Genomic DNA, 19,229 nt, shown 5'->3' on the forward strand with positions numbered 1-19,229 from the left:
CAGTAAATTACATCAAGCCGTCTTCATCACCACGACCGCAGCAATCACCACAAAGATACCAAACCAGCCGATTGGCTTGAGTTTCTGTTTAAACAGCAAGGCTCCACCCACTGCGGTACCCAAGATACCGATCGCGCCCCAAGAGGCGTAAGCAATGGCTAAGTCGATCTCTTTAACCGCTTGTGCCAACAGCGTGAATGCTGTCAGTACCAACACAATCGCGGTAATGCCCCAGCCTTTGTATTTAAAGCCGTGAGAACGTGTGAGCGCCATGTTCGCCACGATATCGACCAAGGCAGCCATCACGACAAATCCAAATGACATCGTAAAAAATTGACTCATGATTCACACCTTACACTTGTAGAAAATGAACGTTCTTTTGCCAGTTTATCGGCGTTTTTCTTGGTGTTAGATTGCCCGTGTGACTCACCTAAAGTCACACAAACGATGCCGATGACAGCTAACATCAAACCAAGCAGCTCTTGGGTATTTAAGTCAGAATCAAACAACACGATCGAAACGACCGTGATCAATGAGATACCCAACCCTTCCCAAACAGCGTATGCCACGCCGATAGAAATCTTTTTCGCTGCAATCGAGAGGAAGTAGTACGACACCGCAATCAATACGTACATCACGATGTAGCCCAACCATCCATGACCTTGTCCGATAAAAGACATGGTGCTGGTGCCTGCTACTTCGGCAACGATGGCGAGCAATAAAAATAGACGTGCAACTAGCATGATTAATCCTCCATCAGAAATTAAAAAACTGCATAACGGAGAATGGTGAATGTCACGCATCTGTATCGACATTCAAAAAGTTAAAAAGATAAAAATGAGCCACTTCTCCTGACTATTTGAGCTAAGGTTAGCTCTGAGCAGGAAAAAGAGACAGGTAATTGAGATATTCATTTTTGAATATCTATAGGATCGAGTTGTCTATGTAATCACACACTTTCTTCATGGTTATCTTATGTAGAGAATCTCGGTGACGCGAGACAATAATCCGTCGTCACTGTGCGAAAATTAATGGCATCTTCAGAGTTTGGCGTACCACTTTATGTAAGTGTCGGTGCAAAGGATGGTTGCGATTGGTTTGTAAGAAACCGCCAGAGACGACAAACTGGCTAAACTCACGGTTGACCAAAGGCATCGCGTAAGAGTCCAGCTCCGGCATCAATACTGCTGAGCTTTGGCTGGCATACATAATCGCGTCGGTTTCTTGCAACATTTGGCACGCCACACGCAAATTATAGGATTTAAGTAACACCACAGGCTCATAGCCCATACGACGATATTCGGACTCCACGGTACAAAGTGGTTTATACGAGGCGGGCGCAGGCAGAGACACCAGAGGCAGTTTGGACACCGTGTCCCAATCATTACTGACTTTCGATAACGTCGGGTGGTTTTTACGTGCCAAAATCACCCGTTTTTCAACAAACAACGGACGCATATAAATGTCTTTCGACAGCTCGGTCTCTTGGTCAAGAATGCAGTAATCGTGCTCGCCCTCTAGCATTTCATCGTGCGAGTAACTGTTCCAACTGGAAAAGGCAAAGTGCGCTTTGGGAAAGGCTCGATGGCAGCCAGTTAGCAATCGCTGCCCTTGCTCATCCATCAAATAAGGGTCGGTCACAATCGCGATCTGCCCTTGGTATTGCAGTGGGTCGAACACTTCAAACTCTTGCACCACTTTTTCCAGTGGTGCAATCATGTTGTCGAACTCGGCGGCGAGACGTATCGCCATCGGTGACGGCTCAACCCCATGCGCTTTACGCACAAACAGCGGGTCATCAAACACTTGCTTGAGCTTCATCACGCCGCGGCTGGCGCTCGGTTGAGAAATGCCCAACTGCATCGCGGCCAGCTTGATGCTGCGGTTTTCCACCACGGCCTTTAATAAACGCATTAAGTTGAGATCCAATGCATCCAGCTGATGTGCCATACCCTAACCTGCTAATACCATTGATGAGCGAATACGAAGAGCGGATAACTGCGAGTTAAACACTCTCTCCGGAGGTAATTTGATACCCCATATCAACCACTTTTTCTTCTTGCGCTTCACCTTTCAGACGCGCGATCAAAAGCTCTGCGCTCTTTTCACCGATTTTGAAACGCGGTGTATCGACGCTAGTCAGCTTCGGACTGATGGTCTGACCGATATCCAAGGCGTTATAACCCACCACCGCTAATTGCTGCGGGACTTGAATGCCACGTTGTTGCGCGCTCAGCATGGTCCCTATCGCGATGTCGTCGTTGGTACAGAATACGCCATCAAGCGTTGGGTGAGTTTCTAGCGCGCGTTCAAGCAAATCATGCGCTAAAGAAAAGCTAGAGTGGTCACCCGTTAATACGTGCTTAGGTTCTAGCCCTGCTTCCGTCATCGCGCGATCATAACCTTGCATACGCAGCTTGGTTCGCGTATCCAAACGCGCCCCAAAATAAACGATTGTACGCTTACCTGAATCTAGCATCTGCTTAACCGCCGTGTACGAGGCATCTTCATGATCTAGCCCAACCGCCATATCAATCGGCTCTGGTGGTAGTTCCATGGTTTCCACCACAGGGATCCCTGCATTTTTTATCATTTGCAATGTACGCGGCGTGTGATGGCTTTCAGTTAGAATAAGTCCATCGACCTGATAAGAGAGTAATGACGCGATCTTGCGTTCTTCTTCAAGCTCATCGTAGCTAAAATGCGCTAAAAGCGTCTCATAGCCATTGGCTTTGGTCACCATCTCGATGCCCTGAACAAAGGAAGCAAAAATTTGGTTGGACAATGAGGGCAGTAAAATACCAATGGCTTTACTGGACGACTTTGACAACATAGCGGGGGCGCGGTTTTCGATGTATCCCATCTCTTCAATCGCAGTCGCAATCTTGGCCCGAGTCTTTTCTGCCACCGATTCAGGGTTACGCATATAACGTGAAACCGTCATCTTCGTGACGCCAACTTGGTCTGCGACATCCTGCAATGTCGTGCGAGTTTTCTTATTCTGTTGAGCCATAAATATGTGATTTATCAGTAATGTTACAAGTAACATTATGACGAATAGACTCTCTGTCGACAAGCTCAGTGAAAATAATTCGCAAAATCATGACGTTATTATTCTATTAGCCACCAAATTGCGTTTCATACATTGTGAGTCAAAGCCGAATAAATAAATGACATTTATATCAAAGTTCTTATAAAATGCCGTACCTAAAAGAATAAGACATTAGGCACAGTGCAGTTAGGCTCTAGCGAAACCCAGATTTACTATCACTTGCTTGATCTGGACGACTCCCAAAAGCAGCAATACCTCCAAGCATTGCAACAAAGTCAACCTGAGCTGTATCAACAACTCGTTCCTCTTTTAGCCAATGAGACACCAGAAGAACAACTAACGCAGTTACTTTACTTTGGTGCTCACCAGGCTACGAACCGAGACGTCGATCTAAGCGGAGAAGTCATCAGTAAGTATCGCCTAACTCATGAGTTGGGTCGCGGTGGCATGGGTGTCGTTTACGCCGCCCTACGGGCAGATGAAACGTTCGAACAAGATCTGGCCATCAAGTTTATTCAAAGCAATTTGAGTAATGTGCTGGGACAACGTGCACTCTTCGATGAGGCACAACTGCTCGCGCGCCTAAACCATCCGTACATAGCGAAAGTGTTTGATGGCGGCCTTCATCAAGATTCAGTTTACATCGTGATGGAGCGGGTATTTGGTCAAACCTTAGATGAATACCTGTCAGAAAATAAGCTGGAAAAGACAGAAAAACTGCTGCTGTTTAAGCAGATTTGTCAGGCGATGGAGCACGCCCACCAGCATCATGTTTTGCATGCCGATCTAAAACCAGAAAATATACTGATCGATCGTAGCAAACGACCCAAACTGCTCGACTTCAACTTGACTCAAAAAGCGCACTCCACCCGAGAGGGCTCACCCTCGGCACTGATTGCGTTTAGCCAAAATTTTGCCAGCCCTGAGCAGCAGGCAGGACAAGTACTGACAGAGCAAAGCGATGTTTATTCATTGGGCAAAATCCTCGCTTTGATGTTTCCGTCACCAGCGGTTTGGTCTGATGTGTATTGGGTGATAAGACGGGCGACGCGTCCAGCCACCCAAGTGCGATACCCAGATGTGCGAGCGCTACGCATTGATATCGAGCGAATTATCGAACGTCGCCCTATCGAGCAGAAAAAACACTGGCCGTTGTATAGCGCCTTTCGCTTGGTGCAACGGCGCCCTCTTGCTTCTGCATTGTCAGGCATCATCGTGCTCTCAGGTGTGCTATTTGGCAGCGCCATGATGCAAAAGAATATCCAACTGCAACAAGAGAAGAAGATTGCAGAAGATATGATGTACGAAATGACCCGCCTTATCTTCCACGCGAAGGGGCAAAATGTCAAACACCTCTCGGTGAGCTCCATGATGGAGTTAACACGAAGGCGGATACTCTCTAATCCAGATATCCCCAAACATATAAAACAAAAAATGTTGTTGGCGATGATGACACCGGTGCCAAAGAAGCACCTAACTACTCCAATGAGTTGTCAGCCAAATTGTGCGTCTGAGGACAGCACCAACCAATAAGGCTTAAAACAAGATGTATACACGTTCAGTGGTATTTTGGCTGTCTGCGCTGACGGCTACCTCCACGTTAGCAGCAGACACTTCTGCTGCTACTTCACACCCGCCCACTTCAACCTTGAGGCAAGGCTACTTTATCGATGCGCCAGTGACTGGCTTGTATTACAAAACCAGTTCCAATATCACTGGCGTTACCCAACAAGGGGCATTTCACTACCAACCTGGTGATGTGATTAGCTTCTTCCTTGGCAACGATGATAAAGGTTATCTGCTGACAACCTTATCGAGCCAAGAAGTGCTTACACCGACGATGGCAACAACCAAACCCAGTCGTAGCATCAATATGACGCGCCTGCTGCTCTCTCTCGACAGCACGCCTGAGAATCGTAAGGAAATTGTCTTAGCCAACCGCGTGTTGTCTGATGCTCGCTTTCAAAACCAGCTCAAGGGCCTTGACCTCAATTATCTGGATGACGCCAAACGTCACCTCAATCTCGACTGGGTATCTGTCGATGAGGCAATCGAGCACCTAAACGAAAGCCAGCAGTACATTGAAAAAAACTTTGCCTCAGATGAGATCATCTTTGAACCTCGCGGCATGACGTTCAAAAACATCGTGATCAAAAAGAAAGATTGGCAAGGCCGAGCTTGTGCTTACGACTTACGTTATCAACATCATCCTAAATATCGCCCTCCGTTTGGTGAAACTCGATTCACCATCACCAAAGATTCATTGATTGAGCACCCAAGCGTTGGCGACCATTTTCAAGGCTGTTTCCTCTCGATGAAGCGCCCTATCACGGAAGATATTGTCGAGCCGATAAGCAAATTTGCGGATTGGTTTAATATCGTCGGTTGCTCAATCACTGGGTGCACTCGCAACGACTTGAATGGTTTCTCTCTCGAAGACTTTGATGATGAAGGCGACTGGAAATACCGCTCCGTTGCACTCAACTTTGATCCAAGTACTGAGCTACTGATGGAAAAAGTACAAGGCCTTGGGCGTAAAAAAAACATCCACCACCACAATCGTACAGAAATGCTGTGGTTTACCTACCCCAACACGAACGAACACGACATCGACTACCTCGGGGTATGGCAGCAGACCCAATACCACCAGCAGTCCATGACACAATCGTGCCTATTGATGCGCCACCAACAAGTCATGCGACTGCCGCACAATGCAGACACCTGTCCAACCGACGCAAGCCTATACACCCAAGATGTCACCCAAGAGTATGCGGACATGTGGTGGGTCAACAATGACGAACCCAAAGCCGAGCTTGCGCAAATGAATGTCATGGTACGTTGGTCAACGACCCCAGCCGAAATCAATTACACCACTTGGGAATATTTGCCCGCTGGCGCAACTTGGGAACAAGGCATTTTATATCGCTATCAACAAGATGTTCTCCGCAACCGAGACGGCTCTGATCGCATTGAAACCCACACCATTTCTGAATTTGTCAAAGTGAACGAGGATGTATAACCATGGCAACAGCAGTAGCACTGACACAAATCATTCAACAATGGCAATCTGGTGATAAACAAGCTGAGAGTGAGCTTTACCAATTTGCGTATTTGCAGTTACGTAAGATCGCCCAACACGAGCGTGAACGAAACGCGGAAAAGTACGGCACCGACAACAAGGTATTGGCCGATAGCGTCAACAGCACCACGGCATTAATTCACGATGCTTACCTGAAGATGTCCAACTGCGACATGAGTGAAATTGAAACAAAACGTGATTTCTTTTTGATGGCCACCAAAGTGATGCGTCAAATCTTGATCGATAACGCACGCTCGCACCAAGCACAAAAGCGTCAACACATCACATTGATGAGAGATGAAGAAGATCGCTTCGAACAATTGATCATCATGGATAAAGCTCTGGATAACTTCAGTAGCCGTTACCCACGCCAATCAAGTGCACTCAAACTCAAGTATTTAATGGGAATGAAAAACCAAGAAATCAGTGAACTGCTCGAGTGCAGCGCAAGCTTAATAGAGAAAGACCTAAAATTCTCTCGCAGCTGGTTGCAATCACGAATGGCGCACGCGTAATGAGAAGCAAAAAGTTTTGGATAATCGGCGCAATCTGCGTCGGTTTGCTCGGCGTATACTTCACGTCAGACGAATCCGGCTTGGCATCCGCGGCGGACTCATCAGACAGCACAAGCCAATCAACCACGCGAACACATCGTCAATATGAGCGCACATCTTTAGTTGAAGTAAAGCAAGCGTTGACAGGTTCTGCGTTGGAGAACGCCCACACAAAAGACGGTGATGACGCCTTCAATTCTGCCATTTTAGGACAACCAGGGCCAGTTACGAATCCATTTCATACTACAGAAGACGGCTCTTTTTACGACTCGTCTGTGGGTTATGAAGACAGCCGCTCAAAAGAGGACCCATCAGAGAACAATAAACCCATCATCAACCTCACGGTGGAACAACAGCTACAAACCATTATTTATGCTTGGGAGCTCAACCAAAACTCTCCGATTAGCTATTCGCTCAATCTTAACCAACTGTTTGAAGACCCGGATGGCGATCTCCTCACCACTCGGATTTGGCTCGAAAACGCCAATGGATTAAGGGTGCTAAACCAAGGACAAATGATGGTGCTAGGTGCACCAGAGAACATTAAAACCACCACATACCTGGCGGTAGCGGCGCGTGATGATTACCACGGCGACAGCGACCATGCGTGGGTCACAACACGTTTTGAGTTGCCTGTTGTCACTCCAGGTCACAATGACACGGAACACCCGTTAATTGGCGACACTGTCTATCGCTTGGAGACGACGCAAAACCTTGGCGGTACCGCGTACGCGTATGAAGTGGTGTATTGCGAAGCGTTTCAGTTTGAGGATGACGAGGTACGTTATGCCGCCTCAAACAACAAACACCAGTGTCCTGAAAAGGGAGACTTAAAAAAGGTGGGTGAGTACAAAATCAGTGATGACTCGTTGATTGTTTATGTCCACGGCGTACGCCAAATTTGGACCACCAAAAAGGTATACGCATCTCAGGTTCATAAAGAGACTCTGAACTATTTCACCACCGTATTTGATGGCAAACAATTCGAAAGCTACACCATGCAAAAAAACAAGCAATCGATGGAAAAGCGCATCAACGCACCGACAGGGCGATATTTACGCCAGATATCCTTTTTTGACTATTTGTTACCTCTCCCAAGCGGGGGGTATCTGGTTGCTGAAGCTGGCAATTATATTTATCACTATGGTACTAAAGTCGTGGGTCCGCATGGTGAAAGTCTCGAATCCGATCTCAATTTACGAACTTATGGTCCTAACCTGTATTGTAGCGATGTCGCCATTTGGTATCACAGCCATGTCATTGCTGGTCAAGGAGACTATCAAATAGACATCATATCAGACCCTAACCCAGACGATACGACTTACCAAATTGATTGCCACGAGTTCATCAGCGCCCCCGCTACTGGACAACAATCGTTATCGTTTGATCTTAACTATTTCCCTTACGATGAACTACTTGATGGCGAGGTGTATAGCTACATTTTACGTCCGAAACCTGAGCTCGCTGATCGCGTTGAGGAATTTAAGATCAACATGATTTATCACGCCCCTGTCCTTAGCGACACCCAATAAACCTTTCTTTACAGGTGGTTATTTTGACAAAACAATCATCCCCAAAATAAAACTGGAACCGTGATCAAATTATCAATTTTCCATCATAGACAAAAAATAGAAATAAATTTTACGGGTTTTGTGCGGTTTTTCGTGTCTTGAACCTAGGCTCAATAGTCATTAAAAAGACACCACTCTCTTCAATCTCACTAGTGAGATTGAAAGATAAAAACAATAAAAAAGCGACTTTCTCATTCGGAAACGAAACAAGGACAAATGAATAATGAATAAGGTGAGTTTATTAGCAGCGTCAGTGGCTATCGCTCTTACTGGCTGTGGCGGTTCAGATGGTGGCTCAAACAGTGCTAACAACGGTGTTGTGATCACAGGCTTTGACGGCTACTTCAAACATGCAGTTGTTTTTGAAGATACGAACAACAACGGCCAATGGGACACTCAAGAAACATTCCTTGGTCTGACCGATGAGAAAGGTCAGCTTAAATTGGATGCAAAACCAGAAAACACTCTAGCACTGCAGACCATTACACCAAACGGTGCAAAGCAGAAACAGCTTATCGCTTTGGATGCTAAAGAGTACGCTGGCAAATACACGGTTGATATGGATCATCCAGGCCAAGCCATGGCCCACGAAATCGTGTTCCGTGCACCAACATCGTCAAACGTGATTTCACCTATCACAGACCTTGTTGCGATTGAAATGGCAAAAGATCCATCCATTAGTGAAGAAGACGCAAAAGCCAAGGTAAACCAAGCGCTAGGAGGCTCAGAAGAAGCACCAATTGATCTGTACAGTGATTTTGTTGAAGGTGCGACAAAAAACGCCGAACTACATAAAACCGCTCAGATTCTGACCGACTCAAAAGCGCAAAACCCAGCTAACTACGAGAAAAAGGCCACTGAATTTGCTCAAGCGGCAAACCAAGAAGTCGATCGTCTTATCGCATCCGGCGAAAACATCAATGATGCAAGCCTACGCCCAATCATCACTGACGCGACCCCAAATAGCGACAACTTAGCACCTGAAACGGCAATCAATAACAAGCTAACCGTAAACGAAACCATCGAAGAATCGGCTGAAGATAAGCTTGGCAAATTACCAAAAATCGTACAAGGCGCAGGCTTTGATGGCGTTGAACTAAACATTGAAGGTCTTTTCACAGACAAAGACCAAAACCTTGTGACAACCAAACTGACGCACAACTTAGCAGGCACAGGCATTGAAGTTGCGCAAACTGGAAATCTGATTGTTCTATATCCGACTGCTATCGTAGAAAAAGCTGGTGATTTTGAGATAGTCCTAACGGCGCAAGACATTGATTCTTCAGGTAAGGTTTTGGGTACGGTAAGCACCGTATTTAAGTTCGAAATCGAATCGGCAAACTTACCACCAACGGTTGTGGAAACAGAACAAGCGCGTCTACAGTCCATCGTTGATGGTTGGTACCTACAACAAGGTGAAGTATTTGAACAAACGCTCGATATTTCTAGCTTGTTCCAAGATAAAGACGGTCATATCACCGACTACTCAGCGGACTATGTGGACATTGAAGGTCTAACAGTATCTGAGGATGACAATGCGATTGTCACCATTAAAGGCACACCGACAAAAGCGAGCGAAGCTGGTGCAGCACTTGCGATTAGCGCAACAGATGGCCATACCGCGGTACAGATTGCGCTCAGCATGCCAACGGTTATCGAAGGCGTCACGCCACCACCAGTAGTGCCGACTTTGGGCTTCACTCACGAGCACTTCAACGGTCAAGAGTGGAAAATGGGTAGCTTTGCACAAAAAGACGGTGAAATTGGCTATGCCATGTTGATGCAAGACTCTGAAGGCCTACTATTCTGCTGGGGCTCAAACCATGATGAGATGAATCAAGAGTACAAAGCGAGCATCAGCGACTTCCTAGAAAACACATGGGAACACGATGCCTACGCTATTCTTTCCGATCTGGACCAACAAACTGGTTACGCGGAATACCACAATAAAGACTGTGAAGACGTCGAGCTGAAAGACGGCAAGCTATACAACAGCTACGGCGAAGAGCATGAAATGCTGTACCAGCACATAACCGAGCATAACGGCACTCAAATGATCGTTAAAATCTCAGATGATGAGCTGTTCTGGATGGATTCAAGCAATACACCATTCGCAGAATCACTTTCGGTTGCAGAACACATCAAACACGGCACGGTAGAGCATGACTTGATGGTAGAAAGTAAAGGCTCGGGCGACGACAAAGTCCTGAAATACTCGTCAGGTACGTACGAGTACGACGCTTATACTTACAACTACACGTCGTTCATGCCAACAGGATTCCAAACTCCAGGTAATTGGGAAATCCAGAATGATGAAGGCCGTGAGCTGCTGATTCTAAAAGAAACAGGCTCAGAGTCAGATTACAAAACTCGTCATCGTTACATCAACCGTGATTTTGGTGACTTCTACATCGGTATTCGTTGGAGTAAAGAGCAAAACGGTCATGAATCCGCGCCGGAATATGGTCTGTACTCTCACAACAAAGAAGCCATGACAAGCATCGCGAGTTCACTCCCGATTTTGGAGCCTGGCGATGATGACTAAAGCAACCATCGTTAACCCTTGCTGTGATAGCGTGCATTTGCGTAGAAGACGCAGAACGCTTTGGGAACGCTTGGTCGGCATCAAAGAAGTGTATATCTGCTCCAACTGTCACAAAGAAACGCCACTCAAATAGCGATAATATTTGAGACCGCAAAAAAGCCCCGAACTCGGGGCTTTCTTCTATCTTTTGACCGCAATATTTGAGTCGTTATTTCACGCACACTACGTTCAATAATGAGGTTCCGGTGAGCTGGTTTGGCTCACGATCTGCGAACAAACCTTTCTTATCTTTGCCCCAATACGGCAGTTGCAGTGGCCATTGATTTTTTTCCATCACACCAGACGCCCTCAACACTTTGAATTCTGCAGGGCTGGCTAAGCTCATACCCAGTTGCTGACATACTTTTTGCGAGTTTTCGTAGTTGAGACGATTCCACGGCTTGCCGTATTCCATGTAAAACTGATTGTGGTGATCGAGTAAATATGGCACCACGTACGTTTTGCCTTGTAAGGAGGTTCTCAACCGAACTTCAATGTCATCATTCCCGCTCACAACCGGCTTCGCTTTGGTCTTAGCAACAGGCTTGGAGGAAGAATTATCACGCTTATTTTTTGCCTTGGTCTTTGACTTCTCTGCCGGCGCTGTAAAGGCGTCGGTATCAGCTCGCACGGCAGGAACTGGCGCGGATTTCGGGGTCACCGTCGGTGTTGGCTTAACCGAAGATGCGGCTGATTTCGACGGCACAGAGGGTTTAGATGGTGTCGTAGACTGTTTATTCTCTTTTCCAACCACGCGGATGAAAGCCTCTTTGTAATTCGACAAGGTTTTGACTCCCCGCAAATCTCCCCTCGCATCAGACAGATCTTTATAAGGCCCAATCAAACAGCGATAACCTTTGGACTCCGGCTTCATCCACACGTCGGTCGTAATCTTGCTGTAAAGCGGCTTTGCTTTCGCGAGTGACATTGGCTTTGGTAGTAATCCGCATTGAATCCAGTAGAGGTAGTTGCCTCCTTGCGGCACTTTCTTTCCCCATACTCCGTTACCAATTGGGCACGTTTTCTCAAGCATCGGCAGTTCTTTCTCGCTCGCTTGAGTAGCTTGACAAAGGAACTCCTCCGCCGATACTGGGCTAGAAAACTGGGCGCATACCAGCAACAAGCCGAAAGCTAGGCTTGCTTGGAAGATACGAGATGGGTGTTGTGCCTTCTTCATTTCCATACACTTCACTCTAAATTAGTGGGTAAGGTCATTATGGCGGCAAAGCGCCAAAAAAATGTGAACAAAGAATAACTAGCAAAAAAAGAGCCGGAATTTGCATCCGGCTCTCAGTTTAGGAAGGAATTAAGCGAATTTACAACGCTTGGCGGGAAAATTCTTAACCTTTGTACAGTTTCGGGTTGAATACATCTCGTAACCAGTCACCCAATAAGTTGATAACCAGAACCAGTGTAACCAACACGATGCCTGGGAAGGCAGTAATCCACCACGCACCTGAGAAGATGTAGTTAAAGCCGATGCTGATCAGCGCACCTAGTGACGGCTGATCAACAGGAAGACCCAAACCTAGGAATGACAGTGCCGCTTCCGACATGATCGCATTCGCTACCTGTACCGTCGAGATAACCAAGATTGGTGATAAACAGTTCGGCAGGATGTGACGGAACATGATGCGTGGCGCTTTAAAGCCCATCACGCGTGCCGCTTCTACGTATTCTTTCTTCTTCTCAGCCAGTACTGAAGCACGAATGGTACGTGCGTATTGCGGCCATTCAGCCACACCGATGATCACCACCAGCATGACCACCGCATATTGGCTGTAAAAATCGCTGCCAAAGCTGGCTTTGAAAATGGCCGATACGATGATCGCCACCATCATGGTTGAGAACGATAGTTGAACATCCGCAAAGCGCATCAAGAAGCTATCGATACGACCACCGAAGTAACCCGCCGACAAACCAATGATGATACCCAAAATCAACTGAAGACCGACGGCTAAAAAGCCGATCGTCAAAGACAAACGAGAACCGTAAAGAATGGTCGATAAAATATCACGGCCTTGCTCATCAGTACCAAGAACAAAACGCTCATCGCCCTCTTCCATCCAAGACGGTGGTAGCTCTGAATCCATGATGTCGATAGACGTCAGATCATACGGGTCAGTCGGAGCTAGAATTGGCGCAGCTAATGCCAACACTAAGAACATCATAAAGACCGTAAAACTTGCCATCGCCACTTTGTCGCGCTTGAAGTAATACAAGAAGTCCGACTCTTTAAAACGCTGCCATGCAGATGGAGCGGCTTCAGGAGCTGGTGTTACATTTGATTGGCTCATGATTAAGCTCCTTTTCCAGTTAAGTTCACAGTTGGGTTGATGATGCCGTACAGCAAATCAACGATGGTATTGGTTACCACGAAAATCAGACCAACAAAGATAACGTAAGCTGTGATCAACGGTGTATCGACACGGTTGATTGCCTCTAGGAAAAGAAAGCCTGTACCCGGCCACTGGAATACGGTTTCGGTTAGGATGGTGTAAGCCACCATGGTACCAATCTGCACGCCACCTACCGTCAGTACTGGCAGCATGGTGTTCTTAAGTGCATGTTGGTAGTAAATCTTTTGTAAGTTCAAACCTTTTGCTTTGGCGAACTTAATGTATTCCGAGCTCAGTACTTCCAGCATTTCTGAACGTACCAGACGGATGAACAACGGCAGCATGATAGACGCTAGCGCAATACACGGCAGGATAAGGTGCTTAATACCATCGATGGTAAAGAAGCCAGATTCCCAACCGAGCACGTTAGCGGTTTCACCTCGCCCGTAGGAAGGCAGCCAGCCGAGTTCGATGGAGAAGACGTACATTAGCATGATTGCGGTTAGGAACACCGGAATCGAGATGCCGACACTACTCATCGCCATAACAAATTTGGTAAAGACACTCTTCGGGTGAATCGCGGAATACACCCCGAGCGGTATAGAGAAAACGATAATGATGAGCGTCGCGCCAAACACGAGCTCTAATGTTGCCACCAGCTTATCGAGGATCACCTCAACCGCAGGTCGCTTGAAAAAGTATGATGTACCCAAATCACCTTGCAGTGCATTACCCACAAAGCGCGTGTACTTTGTGATAAAGGGATCGTTCAGGCCCAATTCGTCGCGTAGCGCTTGGCGCTCCGATTCCGAAACCGACTGACCTACAAGCTCACGCAGCGGATCACCCAGGTTGTCCTGAATGGCAAACGCCACCAAACTGATCACAAACATCACTATCAGTGCCTGAAACAGGCGCTTGACCAGAAACGAAAACATTCCTTGCCCCTTAACTATCCATAGATCTCTAAACTTAGAGAGAAAATTCAGTCTGTAAAACTGGCTCAATCCGACTGAAATAAAACCGAGCCAAGTGTCGAAAACAGAGAAGGACTGGCGCCCCTCTCTGTCATGACTAAGTATGATTACTCGACAACTAGGTCACCAAAGTAAGGCATTACCATTGGGTTCACGATGTCTGCAGCTTTCACGTTAGACTTCGCGCCCCACGCTTCACTTTGCCAGTGTAGCGGTACGAATGCGGCATCGTTGTATAGCGTCGCTTCGACACCTTTCAGCATTGCTGCACGTTTCGCAGGGTCCGTCTCTACGTTTGCAGCTTCAACCACTTTGTCCATTTCTGGGTTTGAGTAGTGACCACAGTTGTACTGACCACGACCGGTTTCTTCGTTACGAGTCATAGTTAGGAACTCGTTGAAGTTTGCCGAGTCCTCTGTATCCGAGTGCCAACCGATCATCAGCATGTCTGCCGCACACTTATCAAACTCAGGCCAGTATTGCGCTTTTGGCATAGTTTTCAGATCAACCTTGATGCCAATCTTAGACAACATTGCCGCTGCCGCTTGCGCTACTTTCGCATCGTTTACGTAGCGGTTGTTTGGCGCAATCATAGTTAGCGTCAGGCCGTCTTCGTAACCCGCTTCTTTCATCAGTTGTTTTGCTTTCTTCAGATCGTAGCGAGGTACTAGCTTGTCATCGTGACCAACGTAGCCAGTTGGACTCTGCTGACCAGCTGCAGTAGCGAAGCCTTTCATGATTTTCTTAACGATGCCTTCGTTGTTGATTGCGTGAACAATCGCTTGGCGAACGCGAACATCTTTCAGTGCTTCGTTGCTGTTTTGGTTTAGTTGGAACGTGATGATACGAGTACCTGGTAGCGTGACTAGCTCGATGCCGTCTGCGTCTTTCACACGTTTGTGATCGTTTGGTGCTACCGGGTGAATCATGTCAACGCCGCCAGAAAGTAGCGCAGCTACACGAGTCGCATCTTCTTTGATTGGAACAAGCGTTAGCTTATCAACGTTACCTTTCGACTCTTTGTCCCAGTAATCTTTAAAGCGTTCAAATTCCACTTTTACGCCCTGCTCACGTGATGTCACGATGAACGGACCCGTGCCAGAAACGTTAGTCGATGCGAATGAGTTACCGTGCTTCACTAGTTCAGACTTGTCTTTGCCGTCTGCTGTTTTACCCGTGTAAAACTTGCTGTCCATAGGGAAAATGTACGTTGCAGTTTGCAGCACTAGTGGGTAAGGACCTTTGGTTACAAGATCGAACGTGTTGTCGTCCACTTTGACGATTTTCTCGTACGGGTCGAAAATGTTTTTAAAATCAGGAGAACTTTGTAGACGCTCAAACGTCCATACAACGTCGTCAGCCGTTAGGGTATTACCAGAGTGGAATTTCACACCTTCACGCAATTTAAAACGAACGGTAGTGTCGTTAATGCGCTCCCAGCTCTCTGCTAGACGAGGTTCGAAATCCATTTTTTGAGTAAAGCGAACTAACGGATCAAATACCATGTGTGACATTTGCAGTGTGCCACCTGATAGCTGCTCATGTGGGTCAAGCGATACTGGGTCAGCTGCGTAGCCAACTTTGATATCTGCTGCCAGTGCATTAAAGCTTAGGCCCGCCGCCATTAGCGCCACTGCTAATTTGCTTTTCATGGTTTTCATTTGCATAACTCCTTCATGCGGGGATACGGATCCCTTGTTGTTGTGTTTGCGTCTTTGTTATGACTAAAGGTTAGCCAAGCGAGGCGCTTGGTTTATGCCGTTTCGATCTCTTCTCGCAAGCCTGTAAATTCAGGCATCAGAGAAATCAATTTTTTGCTGTATTCGTGTTGAGGTGCCGTGAATAACTGTTCTGTTGGTGCCACTTCTAACAGTGTACCCATTTGCATCACACCTACTCGGTCACACATCTGGCGAATAACAGGTAAATCGTGGCTGATAAACAACATAGTCAAGTTCAGCTCACTTTGCAGATCTTTCAGCAAGTTTAAAATTTGTGCCTGTACCGATACGTCCAGTGCCGATGTCGGTTCATCACAAATCAAAAGTCGAGGACGAGTCGCCAACGCACGCGCAATAGAAATACGCTGACGCTGACCACCGGAGAATTCATGAGGGTACTTAAGCCCAGCCATGCGACCCAAACCAACATGATCGAGAAGGTCATTCACGATTTGGCGAGTTTCCGACTCGTTTTTCGTCAGTTTATGAAAACGGATTGGCTCAGCAATAATATCGAATACCTTCATACGAGGGTTCATTGAGGTATACGGGTTTTGGAACACCATCTGCATTTGACGACGCATTGGGCGGCGTTCTTTCTCAGAGGTTAAAGCTGTCAGGTCAATACCCTCAAACTTCACCTGACCAGAGTTAGGTTGGTATAAACCAGCAATAACTCGCGCAATGGTTGATTTACCAGAGCCAGACTCACCCACCAAACCAAAGGTTTCGCCTTCATGCACTTCAAAGCTCACATTATTGGATGCCTGCACGTATTCGCGACGGCTTTCAAATAAAGAGTCTTTGGTGACAAAGCGCAGATTAACGTTCTTCACGTCCAAAAGCGGGCCTGTGTACTCGCGCTCATCCTGGCTTTGTCCTAGCCAGTGATTCTTGATGTCGAGTGGCTCCATTTCTGCCGCTTCTTCGATGTAGCTGACCAAAGGGAAGCGATCGAGCTTTCTGTCTGAACGTGGAACGGCTGAAATTAGGCTGCGAGTATAGGAGTGATCAGGATCGCCCAACACTTTGGCTGTTGGTCCAAACTCCACCAAGTCACCACGATACATTACCGCGACGCGGTCAGTGACGTTGGAGACCACACCCATATCGTGCGTAACCAGCATACAGCCGACATTATTCTTGATACACAATTCTCGGATCAAGTTGAGGATTTGGTCTTGGATTGATACGTCCAGTGCCGTTGTTGGCTCATCGGCGATGATCAGATCTGGCTCACCAGCCAAAGCAATCGCAATGACGACACGCTGACGCATACCACCAGAGAATTGGTGTGGGTATTGTTTCAAGCGGTTTTCTGGCTGCGGGATGCCAACTTGCTGCATCAGAGAAAGTGCACGCTGATACGCCTCTTCATCAGAGACTTTCATGTTGGCGTGGATCGTCTCTTTCAGCTGCTGCTCAACCGTAAAAAGTGGGTTAAGTGAGGTCATTGGATCTTGGAAAATAAAACCAATCTTCGATCCGCGAACCTTACGCATCGCTTCTGGTGATAAACCAGAAATTTTTTCTCCATCCAAGAAAACATCGCCGCTAGCAACGCGACCTGGAGGGCTAAGCAAATCAATAACGGCGTTACCAACGGTGGATTTACCCGCACCTGATTCGCCAACAACACCCACGATTTCACCACGTTCAATATGAAAAGAAAGTGACTTCACGGCAGCGTGAACGCCGTGTCGGGATGGGTATTCAATACGAAGGTTTTTCACTTCTAATAGTGACATTTCAGACCTCTACTGCCTTGTCTGTGGTATCGAATCGCGCCAAAGGCACCATTCATCACCTGAATGAATCCGTTCAAATTCAGAATAATACTCTGAAATCTTAATGCGGAAACAATTTGGCAAAAATCACACAAAAAAGCAACAATTAAAGTATATTCCGCCGAGAAAACATTAAATAAACGCACAATGAGCGAATAAAAATGCATTAACAAGTATTTAACCATTTTCATATCACACTATTTTTGTGCGCCATGCACCAATAAAACTAGAAAAATGCTCTAAAAACAAGCACGAGCCAACCAGCACCATTAACCACACTATTCATGTGTAATTATTAACATTTAACAAACAATATCGTATGCGAAAAGCAATTTTTCAACATAAAAAACTATTAATAAAATAGTCGGCAAATATAAAAAGCCAAACTTAGAAAGAGAAAGGATAGGCTAAAACGTGAACACAACAGCAAAACCACACAAATCCTCTGTCGACGACGATTATGCGCCGCTTAAGCGGTTTGTTGACTAAACAAAAGAAAGTGCGGTTACCATCATTCTCCCATTGTAGGTGAAACACGTCGGTTTTAACCCTTTACGGCACAATTCAGAGTGGGATAATAGATAATCAATGTTAGAGCCAAGCTGTAAATGAAAGGAGCCCCTGTGCTTAAAGCGATTTTTTTTGATATGGACGAGACTTTATGTGCGACGTCACAAGCCGATAAAGTTGCAGGACAAAAGTTTACGACTTGGATTCATAAGACCTACCCGCAAGTTACCGAACCACAAGCTTTTTTACAGCGCTACTTACAGGGTGTGTACAAGAAGCTGAATGCGGAATTCCCTCACCTTGTGGCTCTGCTACCTGATGAAAACGCGTTCCGTTGTGGCCTGATCCAAAACATATTGGCGGAGCACGGAGTCAGCATTAATGCCGAAGAGGCTCAACAAGCTCAAGACTACTTTGACTCTGCACGTATGGGCGCGTTCACTTTCTTCCCTGGTGTAAAAGAAATGCTCAGCGATCTTCGTCAGCATTATAAACTCGTCGTGATCACTAACGGCCCGATTTTTTCTCAACACCCAAAACTCAACGCGACACAGATGAGCGACTGGGTGGACCATATTATTGTGGGGGGAGAAGAGCCTGAGGAAAAGCCTGCTGCGAGTATTTTTCAAAAAGCGCTCGACTTGGTCGAAGTAAAACCAGAAGAAGCCCTACACATTGGCGACTCTTTACCAGCAGATATAGCAGGCGCTAACAATATGGGCATTTTGAGTGTGTGGGTAAATGCGACAGGCGCAAGTAACTCAACAGATATAACGCCAAATTTTGAAATCCAAGAAACGGTAGAGCTGAGAGAAATCCTTAAAACACTCGCCCAATAAAAGTAGCGGATTAGAAAAACACAAAACCCCAGACGTCGTTCTGGGGTTTATTTTGTCAGCTCGAAAAGCATTTGGATCATAGGTGGTCAAAAGCCCCTAGAGCTGTACACTTTTGGTGAAATTGAAATCGAATGCAGATGCTTTTAAGAGGATAGATGCAAAAAAAGCCCCAGTCTTTCGACTGGGGCTCTAAATAGCGGTCGGTGAAGAGCCGAA

At 46.5% G+C, this 19,229-nt stretch carries 16 protein-coding genes; 7 read left to right on the forward strand and 9 right to left on the reverse strand.

The window, feature by feature from the left end; translation table 11 throughout:
• Window positions 1-12: 12 nt before the first annotated feature.
• The 4 genes from VEA_RS01720 to VEA_RS01735 form a co-directional block, all read right to left on the reverse strand.
• Window positions 13-342 carry an SMR family transporter gene (locus VEA_RS01720; RefSeq protein ID WP_005394379.1) on the reverse strand — a complete coding sequence of 110 codons (330 nt, stop codon included), beginning with the start codon at window positions 340-342 and terminating at the stop codon, window positions 13-15.
• Complete coding sequence (locus tag VEA_RS01725) at window positions 339-743, reverse strand: SMR family transporter (RefSeq protein WP_012841241.1); 405 nt, start codon at window positions 741-743, stop codon at window positions 339-341. The genes VEA_RS01720 and VEA_RS01725 overlap by 4 nt, the downstream gene beginning before the upstream one ends.
• A 271-nt stretch (window positions 744-1,014) precedes the next feature.
• Entirely contained in the window at window positions 1,015-1,950 is a 936-nt protein-coding gene (locus VEA_RS01730) for a LysR family transcriptional regulator (RefSeq protein ID WP_006741755.1), read from the reverse strand.
• 55 nt (window positions 1,951-2,005) lie between these two features.
• Window positions 2,006-3,013: a LacI family DNA-binding transcriptional regulator gene (locus tag VEA_RS01735; RefSeq protein ID WP_012841242.1), complete on the reverse strand. Its 1,008-nt coding sequence runs from the start codon at window positions 3,011-3,013 to the stop codon at window positions 2,006-2,008.
• A gap of 219 nt (window positions 3,014-3,232) precedes the next feature.
• Between VEA_RS01735 and VEA_RS01740 the strand changes: the two genes are divergently transcribed.
• From VEA_RS01740 to VEA_RS24175, 6 genes are all read left to right on the forward strand, one after another.
• Window positions 3,233-4,585, forward strand: a complete 1,353-nt coding sequence (locus VEA_RS01740; protein WP_006741753.1) for a serine/threonine-protein kinase — start codon at window positions 3,233-3,235, stop codon at window positions 4,583-4,585.
• Between the two features lie 13 nt (window positions 4,586-4,598).
• Window positions 4,599-6,071: a hypothetical protein gene (locus VEA_RS01745; RefSeq protein WP_006741752.1), complete on the forward strand. Its 1,473-nt coding sequence runs from the start codon at window positions 4,599-4,601 to the stop codon at window positions 6,069-6,071.
• A 2-nt stretch (window positions 6,072-6,073) separates the two neighbouring features.
• The gene (locus VEA_RS01750; protein ID WP_012841243.1) at window positions 6,074-6,646 is read left to right on the forward strand and encodes a sigma-70 family RNA polymerase sigma factor; all 573 of its coding nucleotides are present in this window, start codon (window positions 6,074-6,076) and stop codon (window positions 6,644-6,646) included.
• Window positions 6,646-8,217: a hypothetical protein gene (locus tag VEA_RS01755; protein ID WP_012841244.1), complete on the forward strand. Its 1,572-nt coding sequence runs from the start codon at window positions 6,646-6,648 to the stop codon at window positions 8,215-8,217. The genes VEA_RS01750 and VEA_RS01755 overlap by 1 nt, the downstream gene beginning before the upstream one ends.
• Before the next feature lie 262 nt (window positions 8,218-8,479).
• Window positions 8,480-10,801 carry a hypothetical protein gene (locus tag VEA_RS01760; protein WP_006741750.1) on the forward strand — a complete coding sequence of 774 codons (2,322 nt, stop codon included), beginning with the start codon at window positions 8,480-8,482 and terminating at the stop codon, window positions 10,799-10,801.
• The gene (locus tag VEA_RS24175; protein ID WP_012841245.1) at window positions 10,791-10,934 is read left to right on the forward strand and encodes a hypothetical protein; all 144 of its coding nucleotides are present in this window, start codon (window positions 10,791-10,793) and stop codon (window positions 10,932-10,934) included. Before VEA_RS01760 ends, VEA_RS24175 begins: the two co-directional genes overlap by 11 nt.
• 75 nt (window positions 10,935-11,009) lie before the next feature.
• On the opposite strand, the gene VEA_RS01765 is transcribed toward VEA_RS24175, so the two are convergent.
• From VEA_RS01765 to VEA_RS01785, 5 genes are all read right to left on the reverse strand, one after another.
• Window positions 11,010-12,023 (reverse strand): SPOR domain-containing protein, encoded by a 1,014-nt coding sequence (locus VEA_RS01765; protein ID WP_006741749.1) that lies wholly within the window; start codon window positions 12,021-12,023, stop codon window positions 11,010-11,012.
• A 157-nt stretch (window positions 12,024-12,180) separates the two neighbouring features.
• On the reverse strand, window positions 12,181-13,137 hold the full coding sequence (locus tag VEA_RS01770) for an ABC transporter permease (RefSeq protein ID WP_005394358.1): 957 nt from the start codon (window positions 13,135-13,137) through the stop codon (window positions 12,181-12,183).
• A gap of 2 nt (window positions 13,138-13,139) precedes the next feature.
• On the reverse strand, window positions 13,140-14,117 hold the full coding sequence (locus VEA_RS01775; protein ID WP_031780394.1) for an ABC transporter permease: 978 nt from the start codon (window positions 14,115-14,117) through the stop codon (window positions 13,140-13,142).
• Window positions 14,118-14,263: 146 nt separating this feature from the next.
• A complete protein-coding gene (locus VEA_RS01780) occupies window positions 14,264-15,817 on the reverse strand; it encodes an ABC transporter substrate-binding protein (protein WP_012841246.1) in 1,554 nt (517 codons plus the stop codon).
• A gap of 92 nt (window positions 15,818-15,909) precedes the next feature.
• The gene (locus VEA_RS01785) at window positions 15,910-17,625 is read right to left on the reverse strand and encodes a dipeptide ABC transporter ATP-binding protein (protein WP_005379108.1); all 1,716 of its coding nucleotides are present in this window, start codon (window positions 17,623-17,625) and stop codon (window positions 15,910-15,912) included.
• Window positions 17,626-18,287: 662 nt separating this feature from the next.
• Here VEA_RS01785 and VEA_RS01790 point away from each other — a divergent pair.
• Window positions 18,288-19,013 carry an HAD family hydrolase gene (locus VEA_RS01790; protein WP_012841247.1) on the forward strand — a complete coding sequence of 242 codons (726 nt, stop codon included), beginning with the start codon at window positions 18,288-18,290 and terminating at the stop codon, window positions 19,011-19,013.
• The last annotated feature ends 216 nt before the right edge of the window (window positions 19,014-19,229 follow it).

Origin of the sequence: Vibrio antiquarius (assembly GCF_000024825.1) — a bacterium.
Taxonomy (GTDB): Bacteria; Pseudomonadota; Gammaproteobacteria; order Enterobacterales; family Vibrionaceae; genus Vibrio; species Vibrio diabolicus.

Coding starts and splice junctions, on each gene's coding strand:
- VEA_RS01745 (WP_006741752.1), top strand. CDS start 4,599: ATGTATACACGTTCAGTGGTATTTTGGCTGTCTGCGCTGACGGCTACC.
- VEA_RS24175 (WP_012841245.1), top strand. CDS start 10,791: ATGATGACTAAAGCAACCATCGTTAACCCTTGCTGTGATAGCGTGCAT.
- VEA_RS01735 (WP_012841242.1), bottom strand. CDS start 3,013: ATGGCTCAACAGAATAAGAAAACTCGCACGACATTGCAGGATGTCGCA.
- VEA_RS01760 (WP_006741750.1), top strand. CDS start 8,480: ATGAATAAGGTGAGTTTATTAGCAGCGTCAGTGGCTATCGCTCTTACT.
- VEA_RS01725 (WP_012841241.1), bottom strand. CDS start 743: ATGCTAGTTGCACGTCTATTTTTATTGCTCGCCATCGTTGCCGAAGTA.
- VEA_RS01785 (WP_005379108.1), bottom strand. CDS start 17,625: ATGTCACTATTAGAAGTGAAAAACCTTCGTATTGAATACCCATCCCGA.
- VEA_RS01750 (WP_012841243.1), top strand. CDS start 6,074: ATGGCAACAGCAGTAGCACTGACACAAATCATTCAACAATGGCAATCT.
- VEA_RS01765 (WP_006741749.1), bottom strand. CDS start 12,023: ATGGAAATGAAGAAGGCACAACACCCATCTCGTATCTTCCAAGCAAGC.
- VEA_RS01780 (WP_012841246.1), bottom strand. CDS start 15,817: ATGAAAACCATGAAAAGCAAATTAGCAGTGGCGCTAATGGCGGCGGGC.
- VEA_RS01770 (WP_005394358.1), bottom strand. CDS start 13,137: ATGAGCCAATCAAATGTAACACCAGCTCCTGAAGCCGCTCCATCTGCA.
- VEA_RS01775 (WP_031780394.1), bottom strand. CDS start 14,117: ATGTTTTCGTTTCTGGTCAAGCGCCTGTTTCAGGCACTGATAGTGATG.
- VEA_RS01720 (WP_005394379.1), bottom strand. CDS start 342: ATGAGTCAATTTTTTACGATGTCATTTGGATTTGTCGTGATGGCTGCC.
- VEA_RS01730 (WP_006741755.1), bottom strand. CDS start 1,950: ATGGCACATCAGCTGGATGCATTGGATCTCAACTTAATGCGTTTATTA.
- VEA_RS01755 (WP_012841244.1), top strand. CDS start 6,646: ATGAGAAGCAAAAAGTTTTGGATAATCGGCGCAATCTGCGTCGGTTTG.